At 69.4% G+C, this 13,896-nt stretch carries 24 protein-coding genes; 6 read left to right on the top strand and 18 right to left on the bottom strand.

Annotated elements, in window-relative coordinates; genetic code table 11:
- Positions 1-67 precede the first annotated feature (67 nt).
- The 3 genes from J3P41_RS16015 to J3P41_RS16005 form a co-directional block, all read right to left on the bottom strand.
- On the bottom strand, positions 68-571 hold the full coding sequence (locus J3P41_RS16015; RefSeq protein ID WP_210651374.1) for an AAA family ATPase: 504 nt from the start codon (positions 569-571) through the stop codon (positions 68-70).
- 91 nt (positions 572-662) lie between these two features.
- On the bottom strand, positions 663-1,046 hold the full coding sequence (locus J3P41_RS16010; RefSeq protein ID WP_210651372.1) for a hypothetical protein: 384 nt from the start codon (positions 1,044-1,046) through the stop codon (positions 663-665).
- Between the two features lie 165 nt (positions 1,047-1,211).
- A complete protein-coding gene (locus tag J3P41_RS16005; RefSeq protein WP_210651371.1) occupies positions 1,212-1,607 on the bottom strand; it encodes a hypothetical protein in 396 nt (131 codons plus the stop codon).
- A 122-nt stretch (positions 1,608-1,729) separates the two neighbouring features.
- Between J3P41_RS16005 and J3P41_RS16000 the strand changes: the two genes are divergently transcribed.
- A complete protein-coding gene (locus J3P41_RS16000) occupies positions 1,730-2,464 on the top strand; it encodes a PIG-L deacetylase family protein (protein WP_210651370.1) in 735 nt (244 codons plus the stop codon).
- A 370-nt stretch (positions 2,465-2,834) separates the two neighbouring features.
- On the opposite strand, the gene J3P41_RS15995 is transcribed toward J3P41_RS16000, so the two are convergent.
- A complete protein-coding gene (locus J3P41_RS15995; protein ID WP_307862033.1) occupies positions 2,835-3,059 on the bottom strand; it encodes a DUF3263 domain-containing protein in 225 nt (74 codons plus the stop codon).
- A 149-nt stretch (positions 3,060-3,208) separates the two neighbouring features.
- Here J3P41_RS15995 and J3P41_RS15990 point away from each other — a divergent pair, with 149 nt between their 5' ends.
- Positions 3,209-3,406: a hypothetical protein gene (locus J3P41_RS15990; RefSeq protein ID WP_210651369.1), complete on the top strand. Its 198-nt coding sequence runs from the start codon at positions 3,209-3,211 to the stop codon at positions 3,404-3,406.
- A gap of 83 nt (positions 3,407-3,489) precedes the next feature.
- Positions 3,490-3,936, top strand: coding sequence for an excisionase family DNA-binding protein (locus tag J3P41_RS15985; protein ID WP_210651368.1), 447 nt, complete (start codon positions 3,490-3,492; stop codon positions 3,934-3,936).
- A gap of 107 nt (positions 3,937-4,043) precedes the next feature.
- On the opposite strand, the gene J3P41_RS15980 is transcribed toward J3P41_RS15985, so the two are convergent.
- Positions 4,044-4,748 carry a thermonuclease family protein gene (locus J3P41_RS15980; protein ID WP_210651367.1) on the bottom strand — a complete coding sequence of 235 codons (705 nt, stop codon included), beginning with the start codon at positions 4,746-4,748 and terminating at the stop codon, positions 4,044-4,046.
- A gap of 129 nt (positions 4,749-4,877) precedes the next feature.
- Between J3P41_RS15980 and J3P41_RS15975 the strand changes: the two genes are divergently transcribed.
- Complete coding sequence (locus tag J3P41_RS15975) at positions 4,878-5,315, top strand: helix-turn-helix domain-containing protein (RefSeq protein ID WP_210651366.1); 438 nt, start codon at positions 4,878-4,880, stop codon at positions 5,313-5,315.
- 190 nt (positions 5,316-5,505) lie between these two features.
- Here J3P41_RS15975 and J3P41_RS15970 read toward each other — a convergent pair whose 3' ends face one another.
- Genes J3P41_RS15970 through J3P41_RS15955 form a run of 4 tightly spaced genes read right to left on the bottom strand, consistent with a single transcriptional unit; the run spans position 5,506 to position 8,047 of the window.
- Positions 5,506-5,913 (bottom strand): nuclear transport factor 2 family protein, encoded by a 408-nt coding sequence (locus J3P41_RS15970; RefSeq protein ID WP_210651365.1) that lies wholly within the window; start codon positions 5,911-5,913, stop codon positions 5,506-5,508.
- Between the two features lie 33 nt (positions 5,914-5,946).
- A complete protein-coding gene (locus J3P41_RS15965; protein ID WP_210651364.1) occupies positions 5,947-6,843 on the bottom strand; it encodes a hypothetical protein in 897 nt (298 codons plus the stop codon).
- The gene (locus J3P41_RS15960) at positions 6,840-7,664 is read right to left on the bottom strand and encodes a protein-ADP-ribose hydrolase (protein WP_210651363.1); all 825 of its coding nucleotides are present in this window, start codon (positions 7,662-7,664) and stop codon (positions 6,840-6,842) included. Before J3P41_RS15960 ends, J3P41_RS15965 begins: the two co-directional genes overlap by 4 nt.
- Positions 7,661-8,047, bottom strand: coding sequence for a helix-turn-helix domain-containing protein (locus J3P41_RS15955; protein WP_210651362.1), 387 nt, complete (start codon positions 8,045-8,047; stop codon positions 7,661-7,663). Before J3P41_RS15955 ends, J3P41_RS15960 begins: the two co-directional genes overlap by 4 nt.
- 155 nt (positions 8,048-8,202) lie before the next feature.
- Between J3P41_RS15955 and J3P41_RS15950 the strand changes: the two genes are divergently transcribed.
- Both J3P41_RS15950 and J3P41_RS19030 read left to right on the top strand, forming a co-directional pair.
- A complete protein-coding gene (locus tag J3P41_RS15950) occupies positions 8,203-8,784 on the top strand; it encodes a nuclear transport factor 2 family protein (RefSeq protein ID WP_210651361.1) in 582 nt (193 codons plus the stop codon).
- Positions 8,785-8,919: 135 nt separating this feature from the next.
- Positions 8,920-9,042, top strand: a complete 123-nt coding sequence (locus tag J3P41_RS19030) for a hypothetical protein (protein ID WP_282594973.1) — start codon at positions 8,920-8,922, stop codon at positions 9,040-9,042.
- Positions 9,043-9,127: 85 nt separating this feature from the next.
- Here the strand turns inward: J3P41_RS19030 and J3P41_RS15945 are convergent, their stop codons facing one another.
- From J3P41_RS15945 to J3P41_RS15905, 9 genes are all read right to left on the bottom strand, one after another.
- The gene (locus J3P41_RS15945; RefSeq protein WP_210651360.1) at positions 9,128-9,358 is read right to left on the bottom strand and encodes a DUF2188 domain-containing protein; all 231 of its coding nucleotides are present in this window, start codon (positions 9,356-9,358) and stop codon (positions 9,128-9,130) included.
- Positions 9,359-9,592: 234 nt separating this feature from the next.
- Positions 9,593-9,952: a hypothetical protein gene (locus J3P41_RS15940; RefSeq protein ID WP_210651359.1), complete on the bottom strand. Its 360-nt coding sequence runs from the start codon at positions 9,950-9,952 to the stop codon at positions 9,593-9,595.
- 111 nt (positions 9,953-10,063) lie between these two features.
- Positions 10,064-10,366 carry a hypothetical protein gene (locus J3P41_RS15935; RefSeq protein WP_210651358.1) on the bottom strand — a complete coding sequence of 101 codons (303 nt, stop codon included), beginning with the start codon at positions 10,364-10,366 and terminating at the stop codon, positions 10,064-10,066.
- Positions 10,367-10,467: 101 nt separating this feature from the next.
- Positions 10,468-11,193, bottom strand: a complete 726-nt coding sequence (locus J3P41_RS15930) for a hypothetical protein (protein ID WP_210651357.1) — start codon at positions 11,191-11,193, stop codon at positions 10,468-10,470.
- Positions 11,190-11,750: a hypothetical protein gene (locus tag J3P41_RS15925; RefSeq protein WP_210651356.1), complete on the bottom strand. Its 561-nt coding sequence runs from the start codon at positions 11,748-11,750 to the stop codon at positions 11,190-11,192. The genes J3P41_RS15930 and J3P41_RS15925 overlap by 4 nt, the downstream gene beginning before the upstream one ends.
- Before the next feature lie 154 nt (positions 11,751-11,904).
- A complete protein-coding gene (locus tag J3P41_RS15920) occupies positions 11,905-12,786 on the bottom strand; it encodes a collagen-like protein (protein WP_210651355.1) in 882 nt (293 codons plus the stop codon).
- The gene (locus tag J3P41_RS15915) at positions 12,783-13,097 is read right to left on the bottom strand and encodes a hypothetical protein (protein WP_210651354.1); all 315 of its coding nucleotides are present in this window, start codon (positions 13,095-13,097) and stop codon (positions 12,783-12,785) included. Before J3P41_RS15915 ends, J3P41_RS15920 begins: the two co-directional genes overlap by 4 nt.
- Positions 13,081-13,485 (bottom strand): hypothetical protein, encoded by a 405-nt coding sequence (locus J3P41_RS15910; RefSeq protein WP_210651353.1) that lies wholly within the window; start codon positions 13,483-13,485, stop codon positions 13,081-13,083. Before J3P41_RS15910 ends, J3P41_RS15915 begins: the two co-directional genes overlap by 17 nt.
- Before the next feature lie 62 nt (positions 13,486-13,547).
- The gene (locus tag J3P41_RS15905; RefSeq protein WP_210651352.1) at positions 13,548-13,862 is read right to left on the bottom strand and encodes a hypothetical protein; all 315 of its coding nucleotides are present in this window, start codon (positions 13,860-13,862) and stop codon (positions 13,548-13,550) included.
- Positions 13,863-13,896: the final 34 nt, after the last annotated feature.

Below are 13,896 nucleotides of genomic sequence, written 5' to 3'. Positions count from 1 at the left end.
ACCTTGTCCGGATCTCCACCGCCGGTGCCTCTGCCCCCTCCGGCCGTGGAGCGGGCCTGCAGCCCGGTCAGGCCGGCGCCCCATCCGCGAGCGAGGACCGGATCAAAGCCGCCACCCGGGCGATGTCGACCGGTTCGTGGGTGTTGACCTCGACCAACGGTCCCGCGCCGAGCGGAAGCACCTCGCTGCTCCACAGCTCGGCCTCCGCACGCAGGTGGTCGAGGTGACGCCCATCCCTGAGACGGTTGCGGAACCGGTCCCGGGCGACGTCGACCGCGACGCGGCATCTCACCTCGACGACCGGTCCGGGGAGCGCGCGTACCAGGGGTTCGGCATACGGGTACCAGGTGCTGTCGATGACTGCCCCGGGGCAACCCCGTGCGGCACCGAGGACCGCGAACACTGCTGCTCGTCCCAGCTCACGGGACTGCTCGACAGTGGCCGGCGCACCCAGGGCGTCCATGAGGGCTTCCTTGACCGTGTCCTTCGACAAGTACGGGACCCGCAGCTCCGACGCCAAGGCGCGCGACAAGGTCGTCTTGCCGGACCCGGGCCAGCCGCCGACGAGCACGAACGCCTTCATGTCGTCACCCTGCCACCATCGCACCCGAGGCGTCCGCTTCGCGGATGGCCGCCGCTCCGGACGTTGCCTTGTCAGGCGCCTAGCCGACGCGGCGCACTTCCCATCCTGGATTGAAGACCGCGATCTCGCCCGTGCCGCCGAGGCAGCGCCGGGCCTCCCGTGCCACGTCCTCCCCGAAAGACCGGGTGACCGCGTCGAGGTCGAGGTAGCCGCCACCGCCTTCGACGCGCTGACCGACCTCGACCTCGTCACCACCGGGGATGGTGAGGATCGGTCGACTCCACGACGTGCCCTCGGGCCACACGACCGGCGTACCGCCCAAGAGCAGACAATCACTCCTGAACTGCAGCCGCCCCGAAACCTGGGCGAACATGCCCTCCTCCGACGCCCCCACGGATGTCAGGAGCGGACCATCGACCACGCCCGCGCCATCCTCCGGCGAGGTGCCGGGACGCTCGCCCACGACGGAGCAACCCGTCCCGAGCAGGCAGACGAGTCCGACGACGGCCATCCGAGCAGCCGACCCTGGTCCCATGCGTTCCTCCGTCGGCGCGTGCTGGGGGACATGCTTGCACGAGCGCGGCTTTGGTTGCGGCACGAGCGACCCCTTGAATCTGAGGTCCGATCGTCAAGCGCCTGGCCCGTCGCGCGACACGACCTTCGGCTCCTCGGTGGAGCGGCTGGGGACCACGAACATCCACCATCCTGCATCGGAGGCCTGGACGGTGTACCTGACTGCGTCGTGCTCGACCTCGACGGTGGCTCGCGGACCGGCTCGGCCCCACGCCAGCGCCATGTAGCCCGTCGAGAACGCGCCGCTGTCGTCGCAGTTGCCGCTGCTCACCTCGACCCAGCGCCCGTCCGGTCCCTGCTTGTACTCGTCGAGGTCGACGTCCGCGCCGTCGCCGTTCGTGTCCACCAGGGCCGCAGCGACTCCGTCGCGGGCGGCCGTCGCCAGCACGACGGCGTACCGCGGGTCCCACCCACCCAGGCGCAGTGCCGTCGCGTGGTCGAGCTCGGTCATACCAGCGAGTCTCCCACCGGGTCACCGCTGTCAGGGTCACATCCGGCTCGTGGGTCGCGTCAGGCCTGTCGTTTCGCCACCTGTCGTGCACGTCCCCGCGGCACCTGTGGAAGATGGCTCGCATGACGGTGCCGAGCGTGCTGGCGGTCTTCGCGCATCCTGACGATGAGTCGTTGTCCGCCGGCGGGTTGATCGCCCGTACCGCGAGCCTCGGGGGACGGGCGGCCGTGGTGACGCCGACCTGGGGTGCGGAAAGTCGTCGCGCGATCGAGCTGGCCGAGGCGCTCCTGACTCTCGGGGCGGACCCGCCCAGGCTCCTCGGCTATGCCGACGCGCACGTACCTGAGTCGGCGATGGACCGTCCACGCCTCTGCGACGCGCCCCTCGAGGAGGTGGTGGCGAAGCTGGTCGAGCACATCCGCGACTTCCGCCCGGACACGATCGTGACTCACGACGCGTACGGCGGGGTCACCGGGCATCGCGATCACCGCCGGACGCACCGAGCGACCGTCGTCGCGGCTCGCGCAGCAGCGGCGAACGGCCTGCATCCGGAGGCAGGCCCGCCCTGGGCCGCGCGACACCTCTACCTCGCGACCCACCCGCACTCAGCCCTGCCGACCCTCGTGACCGCCATCGGACCTGGGCGAGCCAGGTACAGCGTTCCGGACGAGCAGGTCACGTTGACCATCGACGTGACGCCATGGCTCGACAAGAAGATCGATGCGATCCTGTGCCACCGGTCCGAGGTGCAGCGCGGCGCCCTGCCGGGACTGATTGCTGCCATGGCGCCCGACGTACGCACCAAGCTGCTCGGCACCGAGTGGTACAGCCGCTGGGAGCTGGATGTGGACCGCTAGGTGCTGCGAGTCCTCGGAGCGTCCTCAGCAGAGGCCGACATCAACGCCCTTGAGCATGACGAGGACGCCCTCGACTCGCGCAAGCAGGGATTGAACGAGAACTGAGCGGGGCCTGCGACAGATCCCCACGGCGGGATGGAGTCCAACGTGCGCGAAAGGCCGGTTCCCGCACGGGAACCGGCCTCTCGTCTGCATGAGTGCTGGTGGGCGATACTGGGTTTGAACCAGTGACCTCTTCCGTGTCAACGAGCGGACACCTGCAGGTGACGAGGGGGACCCCGTCAGCGCCGCTCGACGTGCGTGTCGTGGGCGTCCATGACGTCGCCGTCGGAATGGGGTGCGGGCGCACGGCGGGCGCACGGCTCGCGGCTCAGGCGTCGAGCTGCAGCCGTCGCGCGCTGCGCTGGCGCGCTCGAGCCGACCGCAGTCGGCGGAGTCGGCGGACCACGAGCGGGTCGTGGGCGAGCGCCTCGGGCTTGTCGATGATCGCGTTCACCTGCTGGTAGTAGCGGGTGGGGGAGCAGTCAAAGGTGGCGCGGATGGCCGCTTCCTTGGCGCCGGCGTACTTCCACCACTGCCGTTCGAAGTTGAGCACGGCCTGGTCTTAGGCGGTCAGTTCAGTCATGTCGCCGGACCGTAGGGAAGCCGACCGACAGCGGCGCGACGGGCCGGTCTTCCGACCTTGTCATATGACAAGCCATGTGATACAATTGACTTGTCAGTAAGCGAGAGGAGGTGGAAGATATGGACAAGGACATGAAGAAGGTCGTCAAGGCGCTGAAGGCTCAGGGCTTCGACGTCGAGGTCACCCGCAAGGGACACCTGATGGTGTACCGCGAGGGGCGGCTGGTGACGACGTTCTCCGGCACGGCGAGCGACTGGCGGGCCATGAAGAACGGCATCGCCAAGGCTCGTAGGGCCGGGTTCAAGTGGCCGCCGTAGGCGGACATGAAGAGGACCGGGGCGCGGTTATCGCCCCGGTCCTCGACCCGCCACTCTAGGACCAAGGGATCGAGGACCGGAACATGCAGAACTACACCGTCACCATCGAGGTCGACGACAAGAAGCCGCTGGTCGCAGCCGACGTCGACCGCATCACCGACGAGCTCGAGGCGTTCAGTCCCGCGCTCGGCAACAGCGCTCGCGGGTTCCGCTCTGCGACGCTGAGCGTGCCCGGGCAGTCGCTGCGCCAGGCCGTGGCGTCCGCGGTCGCGGTCGTCGAGGCCGCCATGGGGGCTCACGCGATCGTCTGCGAGGCCATGACTGAGGACGAGTTCGACACGCGCCAGGGGTGGGCTCCCACGCCCGAGCTGGTGAGTGTGTCGGAAGCAGCCGAGCTGCTGGGCGTGTCGAGGCAGCGCGTGCTGCAGCGGATCAAGGAGCGGTCGCTGCCTGCTACCCAGGTGGGCCGTGACTACGTGATCCCGCGCGCCGCTGTGGTGACCGCTGGCCGCAAGGCCGAGCCGTCTTAGGAAGCATGACCGGCGGCGAGCCGAGTGCTGATCGTGGCTGGCTCTCCTGCGTAGCGACGAAGGCCCCGACCCGCTGGGTCGCGGGTCGGGGCCTTGTGAAGGTCAGGTCACCAGCAGCCACTCCAGAGGCCGCGGGCGTTGTTGCGCGCGTTGTTGATGGCGCGGACGTAGTCGCGGTGGCGAGCGACGGGCTTGCCGCCGAAGACGTAGGGCTTGGTGAAGCCGTTCCACGCCTGACGGTAGGACAGATCTTTGAAGCCACCCTGGCGCGCGACGTAGCGCAGGAGACGGCCGTAGCGGTCCTTGAGCGCCTGGGTGCGGTCGGAGACCAGGTGGACGGTCGACCCGACTGGGGCGAGCTTGCGGAGGTTGTCACTGGCTTCGCCGTAGCCGCAGCGGCCACGCTCGGGCGTGTTGATGCCGAGCATGCGGACGGACACGATGGGTCCGTTGCGGAGGCGGACCTTGAGGGTGTCGCCGTCAACGATCGCAGTGACGTTGCCGGTCTCCCGGCGGATGGGGTCGGGCGCCGGCTGCTGCGGCGGCGGGTTGGTCGGGTTCTGCGGTCCGGGGTTGCCGCGGCCGATGCACGGGCACGGGTTGGACTCGCAGGCGATGCCGTTGCCGTCGGCGTCGAGGCCGTGCGGGTCACCCGCGAGGCTGTTGAAGAAGTTCTGAGCGGCGGCCTGGCTCGGGAAGTCGCCGCAGTCGCGGTCGAGCATCTTGGTGGCGCCGGCTGGCGACTGGGTCAGGCTGGCGAAGCTGAGCGCGATAACAAGGAGCGTCAGCGCTTTGGATAGGTGCTTGAGCATGGTTCTCCCCGTGGGTCGTGGCAGTGCTTGCGGGCGCACGGTGCCACCGACACGTTCACGTCGGGGGCGCTTCGCCCCCTTCTGCAACTAAAGACTGACCCGGCCGCGAACTGGTCTAGCGTGGCGACCATGTCTGACGGCACCGCCTGGGTGACGCAGCGCGAGGCAGCGGAACTGCTCGGAGTGCACGTCAGCGCGGTGCCGAAGATGGTCCGGCGCGGCGACCTCACCCCGCGCGCGGGACGCCCGTCGCTGTCCCGGGTCGCGGTTCTCGAGCTCGCGGCGGCGCGTGCCGCAGCAGTAGCTGAGCGCGAAGAGCGGCAACTTCGGCCCGCGCCGATCGGGCCGCGGCCGCCAAACGACGAGCACGAGTGGCTGCTCGCCCCTGCGGCAGCGGCGGTCCTGGGCTGCACAGAGGTCGCGATCAAGGGCCGGGCGGCGCGTGGGCAGGTGCCGTGCACGGTCGCCGGCGGGCGACGATGGTTCCGGCTCGACCTGCTCGAGCTACTGGTCGCGGCAAGGGCCGCTCGTGAGCGCCGGGTTGTGCGCAGGGTGGGTCAGCGGTGACCGGATCTGCCGATCTGCGGACGGCATCGCCAGTGACGCTCAGTCTCGGCGGGATCCTCCTATGAGCGGTTTGCGTTGTGCCTCCAGCGGTGGACGCGAGCCTTGAGGCCCGTCCAGGCATTCTGGCGCCAGGTGCGACCGGGTTCGCGGGTCCACTCGCAGAGGCAAGGCAGTTGGCTGGGCTCGGACATCAGAACATCCCGTTGGGGTTGTTGGGGTGCTCGGGTAGGGGTTGGAGCACGTCCCAGTGTTCGACGACCTTGCCGTTGTCGTCGAGGCGGAAGATGTCGATGCCTGCGTATTCGAGGTCGCCGGGCCAGGTCTGGTGGCAGTGAAGGATGACGTGGTTGCCTTCGGCGAAGGAGCGGACGAACTCGACGTGCTTGCCGGGGTACTCGGCTGCCATGCGGTTGAAGTAGTCGATGAATGCCTGCTTGCCGTCGCCCACGTGGGGGTTGTGCTGGATGTAGTCGTCCCCGGCGTACTTCTCGATGGCTTCGGCGGGTCGGTTCTGGTTGAACATGAGGTCGTAGAAGGCCTTCACGTTCTCCTTGTTCCTGTCCAGTGTGGTGGTGGCGCTGGTGCCGAGGGCTGTCATGGCCGTCCTTCAGGCTCGTGGGTTGCTTGTAGGTCAGTGGTTGGTACGGGTGAGGTGGCTGATGAAGGCCTGGGCGTCTCCGGAGAGAGAGAACGCACGGTCAGTGAGGTCGGCTGGCACGTCGGGGTGGTCGCGGTTGATCCGGATGAGGGTGGCGTTGGGCAGTGCGCGGGTGATCTGCTCGGTGGGCCAGCGGATGACGCCGGGGGTGTTGTAGCCGGAGCCGATGTCGAGAACGGCGACCTTGGCGGAGGTGTCCTGGGCGTTGCGCAGCCAAGCCTGCAGGTCTCGCCCGGTTGGGGCGAAGTGGTCGGCGATGTAGAAGCGTCCGGCGTTGATGTTGAGGTACACCTCGCCGCCGCAGTTGGGGCAGGTGGGTACGGCGTCTTCGTCGATCTGCCCGGTCTGCGGGTCGAGGGTGGCGTAGGCGCGTTCCAAGATGGGGCGGGCATCCCACACCTCGCGGGTACACGGGGAGTGGCACTGGTAGAGGGCGTAGTCGCCTTGCGGGGTGAAGACCAGGTCGGGGTCGAAGCCGTTGCGGGCGAACAGGCCGTCGACGTTGGAGGACATGACGAAGTGGTCGCGTTCGCCGACCGCGATGCGGAGTTGCTGATAGATCGCCGACGGTTCGTTGCCGAGGCGGATGTCGCGGACGTGGACGGCCCAGAAGCCCCATTGGTGGCGCGGAGGGAGGGGGTAGCCGATGAGTTCGTAGCGGGCGTTGAACCCAGCCTTCTTGAGCCACGGGAAGAGCTCGGCGAACCGGTCGCGGTCGGTGTAGTCGTACCCGGCTGCAGCCGACAGTCCAGCCCCGGCGCCAACGAAGACGCGCTCGGCGTCCGCGAGCGCGGCGGCCGCGGCGTCCAGGTTCTGCGACCCACGCACGGAGTCGTAATGATGGGCGTGGGTGTGGGAGGTGTGGGTCACGGGAGTCGGCCTTCGAGAGTGGTGCGGTACACGGTGGTGTCGTGGTCGGAGAAGGTGTTGAAGATGACCTGCATCTCGGACTCTGGATGCGCGGTGAGCCACCGGGTCACGGTGTCGACGGCGACGACGGTCGCGGCTTCAATGGGGTAGCCGAAGACGCCGGTCGAAATGGAGCAGAACGCCACCGAGGCGATGTCGCCGTGGCTGTCGGCGGTGTCGAGGCAGGAGCGGTAGCACGAGGCGAGGGCTTCGGCGTCGGCAGCGGATGGTTCACCATCCGCCACGATGGGGCCGACGGTGTGCAGTACGTGCCGGGCTGGTAGGTGGTAGCCGCCCGTGAGGGTGGCGGCACCGGTGGGTTCGAGGTGACACTGCGCTGCCATGTGGGCGGCGCATTCCTCGCGTAGTTGGGGTCCGGCGACGGCATGGATCGCGTTGTCGATACACGCATGGCCCGGGGCGAAGCAGCCGAGCATCCGGTTGTTGGCAGCGTTGACGATCGCATCGGCACGAAGGGCGGTGATGTCGCCCTGCCACAGCGACATCCGCGACCCGACACCCGCCAAACGCAGACGCGGCAAGTCGGCGGTGTCGGTGACCAGGCGTTGGGCGTTCTCCCACGCCAACACGCCATCAAGGAGCCTCGCGAGACCGTCGGGCAACGGGCCAGGCGGCCGCACGGTCAACACGTCGGCCAGCGCGACCCTTCGCTGACGCGCTGTCGCGCCGACGGTCTCTGCAGCAGCCTCGGGCGCGAGGTGGTCGAGCAGGTCCACGACAGCGCGGTCCACTTGCCGTTGGGTCAACTCGGTGGCGCTCACGCGTCCGCTCCGACGGTCGTCGCGTCGTAGGTTGCGCGAGCCGCGAGCACGCCACTCATGTGCTCTTTGGCCCACTCCTCAAGAGCGGCCAGCGGCTCACACAGGGAGCGTCCCGCCGCGGTGAGTTCGTACTCCACGCGTGGGGGCACCACCGGGTAAACAGTGCGCTTGACCAGACCGTCGCGCTCCAGCCCGCGCAGGGTCTGGGTGAGCATCTTCTGGGAGATGCCGTCCACGCGCTCGGTGATCGCCTTGAACCGGTGCGGCCCGTCGGACAGCGCTCCAATGATCAGCACGGTCCAGCGGTCGCCGATGCGGTCCAGCAGTCGCCTGCTGGGGCAGTTGCGGTCGTAGGGATTCCACTGCGAGGTGTCGAGGCTCATGGCTCACTCACTCATCCGGTAGTCAGGCACTTTCGGGTGCCTTATTTCTTTCCGTGCGTCAGTCACCAACAGTAAGTGCTGTGACTTCATTCCGCCATCCCGACCACCAGACAAACCCGAGCCAGATCGCTCCCACCACCCGAAGGAACCGTCCAATGACCACCGCCTCTCGCTCCATCGCCCGCCCACGCACCGCTCTGTCCACCCTCGCCGCGACCGCCGTCGGCGCAGTCGCTGCCGGAGCGCTCGCCCTGCCGACGGTCACTGCTGCAGCCCCCGCGGCGGACGCTGCTACCTTGGCCAGCCGTACGGCCACATCGCCCGTCCCTGCTGGCAACAAGGGCCTCACCCAGCATGAGAAGGCCAACCGCCGCGCCGCCGTCCGGCTGCTCGTCGGCGCGTTCACCGAGCACGACCCCGACACCTACGCGCGCCGCTACATCGACGCCAACACCTACATCCAGCACAACCCGCTGTTCGACAACGGCCGCGACGCCTTCATCGCCGGGGTCACCGCCTACTTGGAACAGTTCCCCGACTACACGCTGCGCGTCCGCCGCACCGTCACGCAGGGCAACTACGTCGTCGTCCACGCCCTCGCCAAGGTCAACGCCTCGGACCGCGGCACCGTCGAGATCGACGTCTTCCGCTTCAACAAGGCCGGAAAGATCGTCGAACACTGGGACGCACTCCAGCCTGTAGCCGAGACCTCCGTCAACGGCAATCCGCAGGTCTGATCGACAGCCACCTCGGAGCGGGCCGCAGCCTCGTGCGTGCGGCCCGCTCCAACGATTGGTTCAGCGGGGTGGAACGTCCGGATCTGCCGCGATCCGAGCGTTGCGCTCGACACGCGCGAGACGCACGATGGGTGAATGACCGAGCCGTTGCCGGAGCACGCCGACCAGGACGACGTCGAGGCGTGGCGTGACCTGCAGGCTGTGCTCGAGGAACGCGACCGCGAGTGGTGGGCCTCGGCGAACGCAGCGGACGACTGACCGTCAACCAGCAACGGCGTCGCGTATGGGCGACGCCGTTGCTGCGTCGCGTATGGGCGACGCCGTTGCTGCGATGGCCTCGCTCTCAGCCGTGAACGTTGCGGGGGTCGTGCCCGTATGTGTTGCGCTCTCCGATGGTGCCGTCTTGCCGCCGGATGATGTGTTCGACGCTGCGGTCGCGTGCCTCGTCCCGGCCTGCTTCGATGGCCTCGGCGCGAGTGTCGTACTCGCCGTCGAGCTCCTGGAGCCCTTCGACGCGGTTTCTCCACTTGCCGGTCTCGCTGAGGTGGTAGGTCTCGATGTCGCCTTCGGGCATGAGCGTCTCCTCCTGTCGTTAGTCGGCAGGTCCTGTCGTTCCCTCGCCGAGTGCGGGTGGCCTGCTGCGCGGCGCTTGTACCCAGCGCCGCTACGGTCGTGTCCTACTCAGCTGCGCGGACCACTCCGTCGGTCAGGTCCGGCGTTGGCCCACTCGATGGGGAACACCTGGGGGTAGGTCATGCCGGGTGGAGGAACCAGTCGCCGTCTCGTCGTGGACCGAGCAGACGTAGGTTCAGGCTGGCGAAAGCATCCCCTGCTCGACCCACATTTCCACGATCCCCCAGCCGTCTGGTTCGAGCGCGGCGACGGCGATGCGACCGTGGTAGTAGCCGTCGAGGGCGCGCCATTCGAGGAGCAGGGCTGCTTGGCGTCCGTGCGGGCCGTCGTACCAGCAGTGCTTGTAGTCCGGCGGTGCCAGGGCTTCTGCGGCCGGCGGCGGTTCGACGTCGCGGAGGACGTCGGCCCATGCCGTGGGTCGGTTCCCGTGAAAGGCAGCGGTGCCATGCTGGCCGGCGGAGCGTTCCGCTTCGGCGGCGCGGGTGGCGGCGACGCGGTCCGCGAGCGTGCCGTGGCCATTGCTCTTCCTGCTCATCCCTCCGGCCATAGGGTCAGTGTGCGCGACGGCGCCGACAACGCGAAGCGGCCCCGGCCGCCCTGCCTGGGGGGCCGGGGCCGCTGGCGTTGTGGTGCGGCAGTCGATCGGTCAGGCTGCTTGGTCTTTGGGAAGCGGAGTGAGGTCGACGAGCACGGGCGCGCCAGTGGGCTCCAGGGCGGCCGCGCCGGCGATCGGTGTCGGGTCCTGGGGGCGGCGCTGCACCATGACCTCGGCGGCCGGGGCGACGAGCCAGCGGAGCAGGATGACGAGCGCACCCCAGAAGGCGACGCACGCGCCGACCTGCTGGACGGTGAGGGCGAGGACCTCGAAGGCGACGAGGAGTCCATACGCCGCGGCGATGACGCCGGCGACGGCGTTCGGCTCGCGGGCGATGCGCTGGATCAGAGACATGTCACTTCTCCTTGAAGGTGATCGGTCGGTTCAGGACGAGCTGGGTGACGAGCTGCGCGGCGGTGGACACCAGCGCGCCGAGCGCGAACGCCGCGGCGGTGCTACGCCGCGACACGGCCGTCGTCGAACTGGGCGGCGCCTGAGATGGCGCGATGGTCGCTGTGACGCTTCGCGAGCTCGTAAACGGACCGGACGGCAATGTCGCCGAGGAAGCCGTCGATACCGATGCCGCGCCAGCGGTAGTCGGGGTCGATGTCCGGGCCGCCAGCCTGGTTGTTGTCGCTCCCGACGAGCACGGGGATGGGGGAGGCGTCGAGGAACGCCTCGAGTTGGTCGTCGAACTCGGCCCAGTGGTCGCGGTGACGCGCTGGCGGGCGGTGCGTCGACGCGGCGCGGAACCGCTGGCCGCCGTCACGAAGCTGCAGGTCCTGCCAGACGATGCCGCGTACGAGCATGTCGTCGCCGCGGTCGGGCACGGCGAGCGGGATCCACCCCGCGCCCAAGTTCCGCGGCCGGTTCATGCCCGAGCCGATCGCTCGCGCCAGCTGACGGTTCCACACCACGGCCACGCCCTGGGTCGCGTCGTCGGACATGCGCTGACGGACGCCCCATGCGTCGTCGTCGAGGCGTTGGCGGTAGTCGGTGCGCTTCGACTCCTGGGTGAGGATCAGGAGCGGCTGGCGGGTGCGGGCGAGGTGGGGGACGTCGGTGACGTGGTCGGTGAAGTCGTCGTTGACGGTGATGACCTCGTGGACGTCGCCGCGGCGCAGCAGTTGGCCGTGACGGGCGCGGCGTGCGGCGCGGACGATGCGTTCGCGGCGGGTCACAGCGCTGCCCGCTTCTCCCGCAGCCGGCCGATCAGCGCGGTGAGCTTCCGCTTCTCCTCGAGCAGCGGCTGGATCCGCGCGGTCAGCGCCGCGCGCCGACGGACCTTCGCCTGCTCGCGGTGCCAGGCGATGCCCTCCTCCCAGGATCGACCCGATAGCGGCCTGGGTCCGTCGTCGGGGCCGGCGCTGGCGCTGCCGTCGAGGCCGTTGTCGCCGCGGTCGACCGACGCGATCTGGTAGCGCGCCGGCCCGTTGTGCGGGCAGCCGCGCAGCACGCCGTGGATGTGGCGGGGCGACATCATGGTGCGGTCCCACGTGGCGTCGGCGCCCATCTGCCGGGCGACCCACACGTCGACGTCGCCGGGCAGGTTGGTGATGTCGAACGCGCCGCCGGTGGTGTGGGTGCCGCCGGACGCGGCCGCGCCTCCGATGAGCTGGTAGATCGACAGGCGGGCCTTCGGGGCGAGGACGTCGCGGGCGCGGAGTTCGCGCTCGTACGCCGGCAGCCAGGCGGCCAGGCAGGTGCAGGCGGGCTTGCCGCGGAAGATGACGGGCATGACGGCTCCTAGGTCAGGGTGGGTCGCGGTCGAGCCACGCGCAGGTGCATGGCTTGCGGCGGATGGGTTGGCGGCATGGGCCGGGGGCAGAGCGGCTCGAGGAGCCGGTCTGCTGCGTGGGTGATGAGGCGGGCGAGGTGGACGCGGAGGCGTTTCACCTCAGCGAGGGAAGGACCCCGTCTGCGATGCAGTCGGATCCGACGATCGGCTCGGTGGTGCCGTCGGTGTAGGTGACGATGAACATCTGGGTCTCGGGGTCGCAGGACAGCACCGCGATGCCACGGCCGGGGTCGCCCGGGGGGCCGGGATCGCCCTTCTCGCCCGCGGGGCCCGGCGCGCCGGGCGCTCCGTCGACGCCGGCGGGACCGGGGGTGCCGTCGGCGCCGGCCGGGCCTTGTGGTCCGCGGCATCGCTCGAGGCCGAGCTCCTCGACGCACGAGGGGCCGCGGTCTCCGGTCTTGCCGTCCGTGCCGTTCGAGCCGTCGTCACCGTCCTCGCCCGGGGGCGGGGGGTTGGCGGCGTACACCTGCTCGACGAGGGCGCGGATCTCGGCGGTGGTCGGCCGCTCGGCGTCCTGTCCGTCCTCACCGGGACGACCCGGACGACCTGGGACACCGTCCTTGCCGTCCTTGCCGTCCTTGCCGTCGTCGACGTCGGGCAACCGCACGAGAACCTCGTCGACGATGTCGTCCTCGGAGATCTGCGGCTGCGCGGCGATGAGCTGCGATGCGATGAGTACGACCTCGCGGCGCTGGCTTCGGGTGAGGTTCGCCGGCGGCACCTCTTCCTCGAGGGTCTCCTGAGCATCCTCGGCCTCGGCTTCGCAGTCGTCCGTCGTGGCGGCGGGGTCCTGCACGCAGTCGATGACTTGCTCGGCCGCGCCAACGGCGGCGTCGCGCTCGTCGGTGCGCTCGACCACCTCAGTGCCGCGCTGCTCGGCGAGGAGCCATCCACCGCCGCCGGCCACGACCATGAATACGACGAGCGCGATCGCGATAAAGACCGGCTTGCGCGCCGAGTGGTGCGTCCTGGTCATGGATGCTCCTCAGGGACGTCGATGCCGTTCTTGACGAGTAGGTCGGTGAGTTGCTGCTCACGTCGCAGACCCTTGAGTCGTGCAGCGTGCGAGTCGCGCACCTGGGTGACGAGGTCCTCACGGACCTTGGCGAGCTCCTTCTCGAGTGAGCTCACCCGGTCGGTGACCTTCGCCAGCTCGGTGCGGGCCTCGTCGTTCCACTCCTTGATGAGCTGCCGGAGCGCCCGTGCGAACCAGATCAGCAGGCCCAGGACGCCTCCGATGAACGCGAGCGGCGCGGGCAGGTTCTGCAGGTCAGCGACTGGCGGCACCTGGGGCTCCCTCCGAGACGGATCGCGTGCGGGTCGGGAGGGGGCCTGTCAGCTTCGCGACGAGGGCGTGCCACAGCGTCGCCAGGAGCGTCGGAGCGGCGTGGGCCCAGCCCGCGCCAAGGTCGGTTGCTGCTTGCGAGAAACCGACGGTGACGGTGAGGTAGACAATCGCGGCGAGGCCGTGGGCGAAGAACACCAGCACGTGTATCCGGACCGCGTAGGCGGTCAGCACCAACAGGCCGGTGACGATGAGGACCATCCCCCACGCGTGGGGGGAGAGCTGGGCGTGGCTAAGGCCTTGCTCGACGACCCGGGACATCGTCCGTTCAGGCTCAGCGCTGACGTATTCCCAGCCGCGCGCCACGGTCCCCATCGCGAAGAGCAACACGAGCAAGACGAGGTAGCGGGGCGGGAGTGTCGGCGCGCGATGTCGGGCGGGCCGGTGAAGGTTCACGTCGCTGAGCCTCGGACGGCCGCGACGGCGGCCTTGAGGTGGTCGTCAGTCACCGCGGCCGCGTTGGCGCCTGGAAGCGGGCCCAGGTCCGCGAGCTTGTCGGCGTAGACCGCGGCCGCATAGGCGTGGACGTCTGCGATCGTGGTCGTACTGCCGTCGGGTGCCTCGATGGGCGTGCACGCGAGCGCGCCGGAATGCTCGGCCACCCACCGAGCGGGCGCAGGGACGCCGGACATCTCGGCGGCAGCGACAAGGCGCTGCTGCAGGTCGCGGTCGTCGCGGGCGGCGATGTGCTGAGCGATGGTGGGCACGACGGCTCCTTGCTGCCCTGAGGCAGGGCGATGT

It is taken from the genome of Nocardioides sp. SYSU D00065, from assembly GCF_017916425.1.
GTDB lineage: Bacteria > Actinomycetota > Actinomycetes > Propionibacteriales > Nocardioidaceae > Nocardioides.
This window is presented reverse-complemented; position numbering and strand designations above follow the sequence as displayed.

What these genes read in the sequence shown, in the direction of transcription:
- J3P41_RS15925 (WP_210651356.1), bottom strand. Translation starts at nt 11,750, where the DNA reads ATGCCCGTCATCTTCCGCGGCAAGCCCGCCTGCACCTGCCTGGCCGCC.
- J3P41_RS15985 (WP_210651368.1), top strand. Translation starts at nt 3,490, where the DNA reads ATGCAGAACTACACCGTCACCATCGAGGTCGACGACAAGAAGCCGCTG.
- J3P41_RS15935 (WP_210651358.1), bottom strand. Translation starts at nt 10,366, where the DNA reads ATGTCTCTGATCCAGCGCATCGCCCGCGAGCCGAACGCCGTCGCCGGC.
- J3P41_RS19030 (WP_282594973.1), top strand. Translation starts at nt 8,920, where the DNA reads ATGACCGAGCCGTTGCCGGAGCACGCCGACCAGGACGACGTCGAGGCG.
- J3P41_RS15970 (WP_210651365.1), bottom strand. Translation starts at nt 5,913, where the DNA reads ATGACAGCCCTCGGCACCAGCGCCACCACCACACTGGACAGGAACAAG.
- J3P41_RS15950 (WP_210651361.1), top strand. Translation starts at nt 8,203, where the DNA reads ATGACCACCGCCTCTCGCTCCATCGCCCGCCCACGCACCGCTCTGTCC.
- J3P41_RS15940 (WP_210651359.1), bottom strand. Translation starts at nt 9,952, where the DNA reads ATGAGCAGGAAGAGCAATGGCCACGGCACGCTCGCGGACCGCGTCGCC.
- J3P41_RS15980 (WP_210651367.1), bottom strand. Translation starts at nt 4,748, where the DNA reads ATGCTCAAGCACCTATCCAAAGCGCTGACGCTCCTTGTTATCGCGCTC.
- J3P41_RS16005 (WP_210651371.1), bottom strand. Translation starts at nt 1,607, where the DNA reads ATGACCGAGCTCGACCACGCGACGGCACTGCGCCTGGGTGGGTGGGAC.
- J3P41_RS15955 (WP_210651362.1), bottom strand. Translation starts at nt 8,047, where the DNA reads ATGAGCCTCGACACCTCGCAGTGGAATCCCTACGACCGCAACTGCCCC.
- J3P41_RS15975 (WP_210651366.1), top strand. Translation starts at nt 4,878, where the DNA reads ATGTCTGACGGCACCGCCTGGGTGACGCAGCGCGAGGCAGCGGAACTG.
- J3P41_RS15945 (WP_210651360.1), bottom strand. Translation starts at nt 9,358, where the DNA reads ATGCCCGAAGGCGACATCGAGACCTACCACCTCAGCGAGACCGGCAAG.
- J3P41_RS15990 (WP_210651369.1), top strand. Translation starts at nt 3,209, where the DNA reads ATGGACAAGGACATGAAGAAGGTCGTCAAGGCGCTGAAGGCTCAGGGC.
- J3P41_RS16000 (WP_210651370.1), top strand. Translation starts at nt 1,730, where the DNA reads ATGACGGTGCCGAGCGTGCTGGCGGTCTTCGCGCATCCTGACGATGAG.
- J3P41_RS15920 (WP_210651355.1), bottom strand. Translation starts at nt 12,786, where the DNA reads ATGACCAGGACGCACCACTCGGCGCGCAAGCCGGTCTTTATCGCGATC.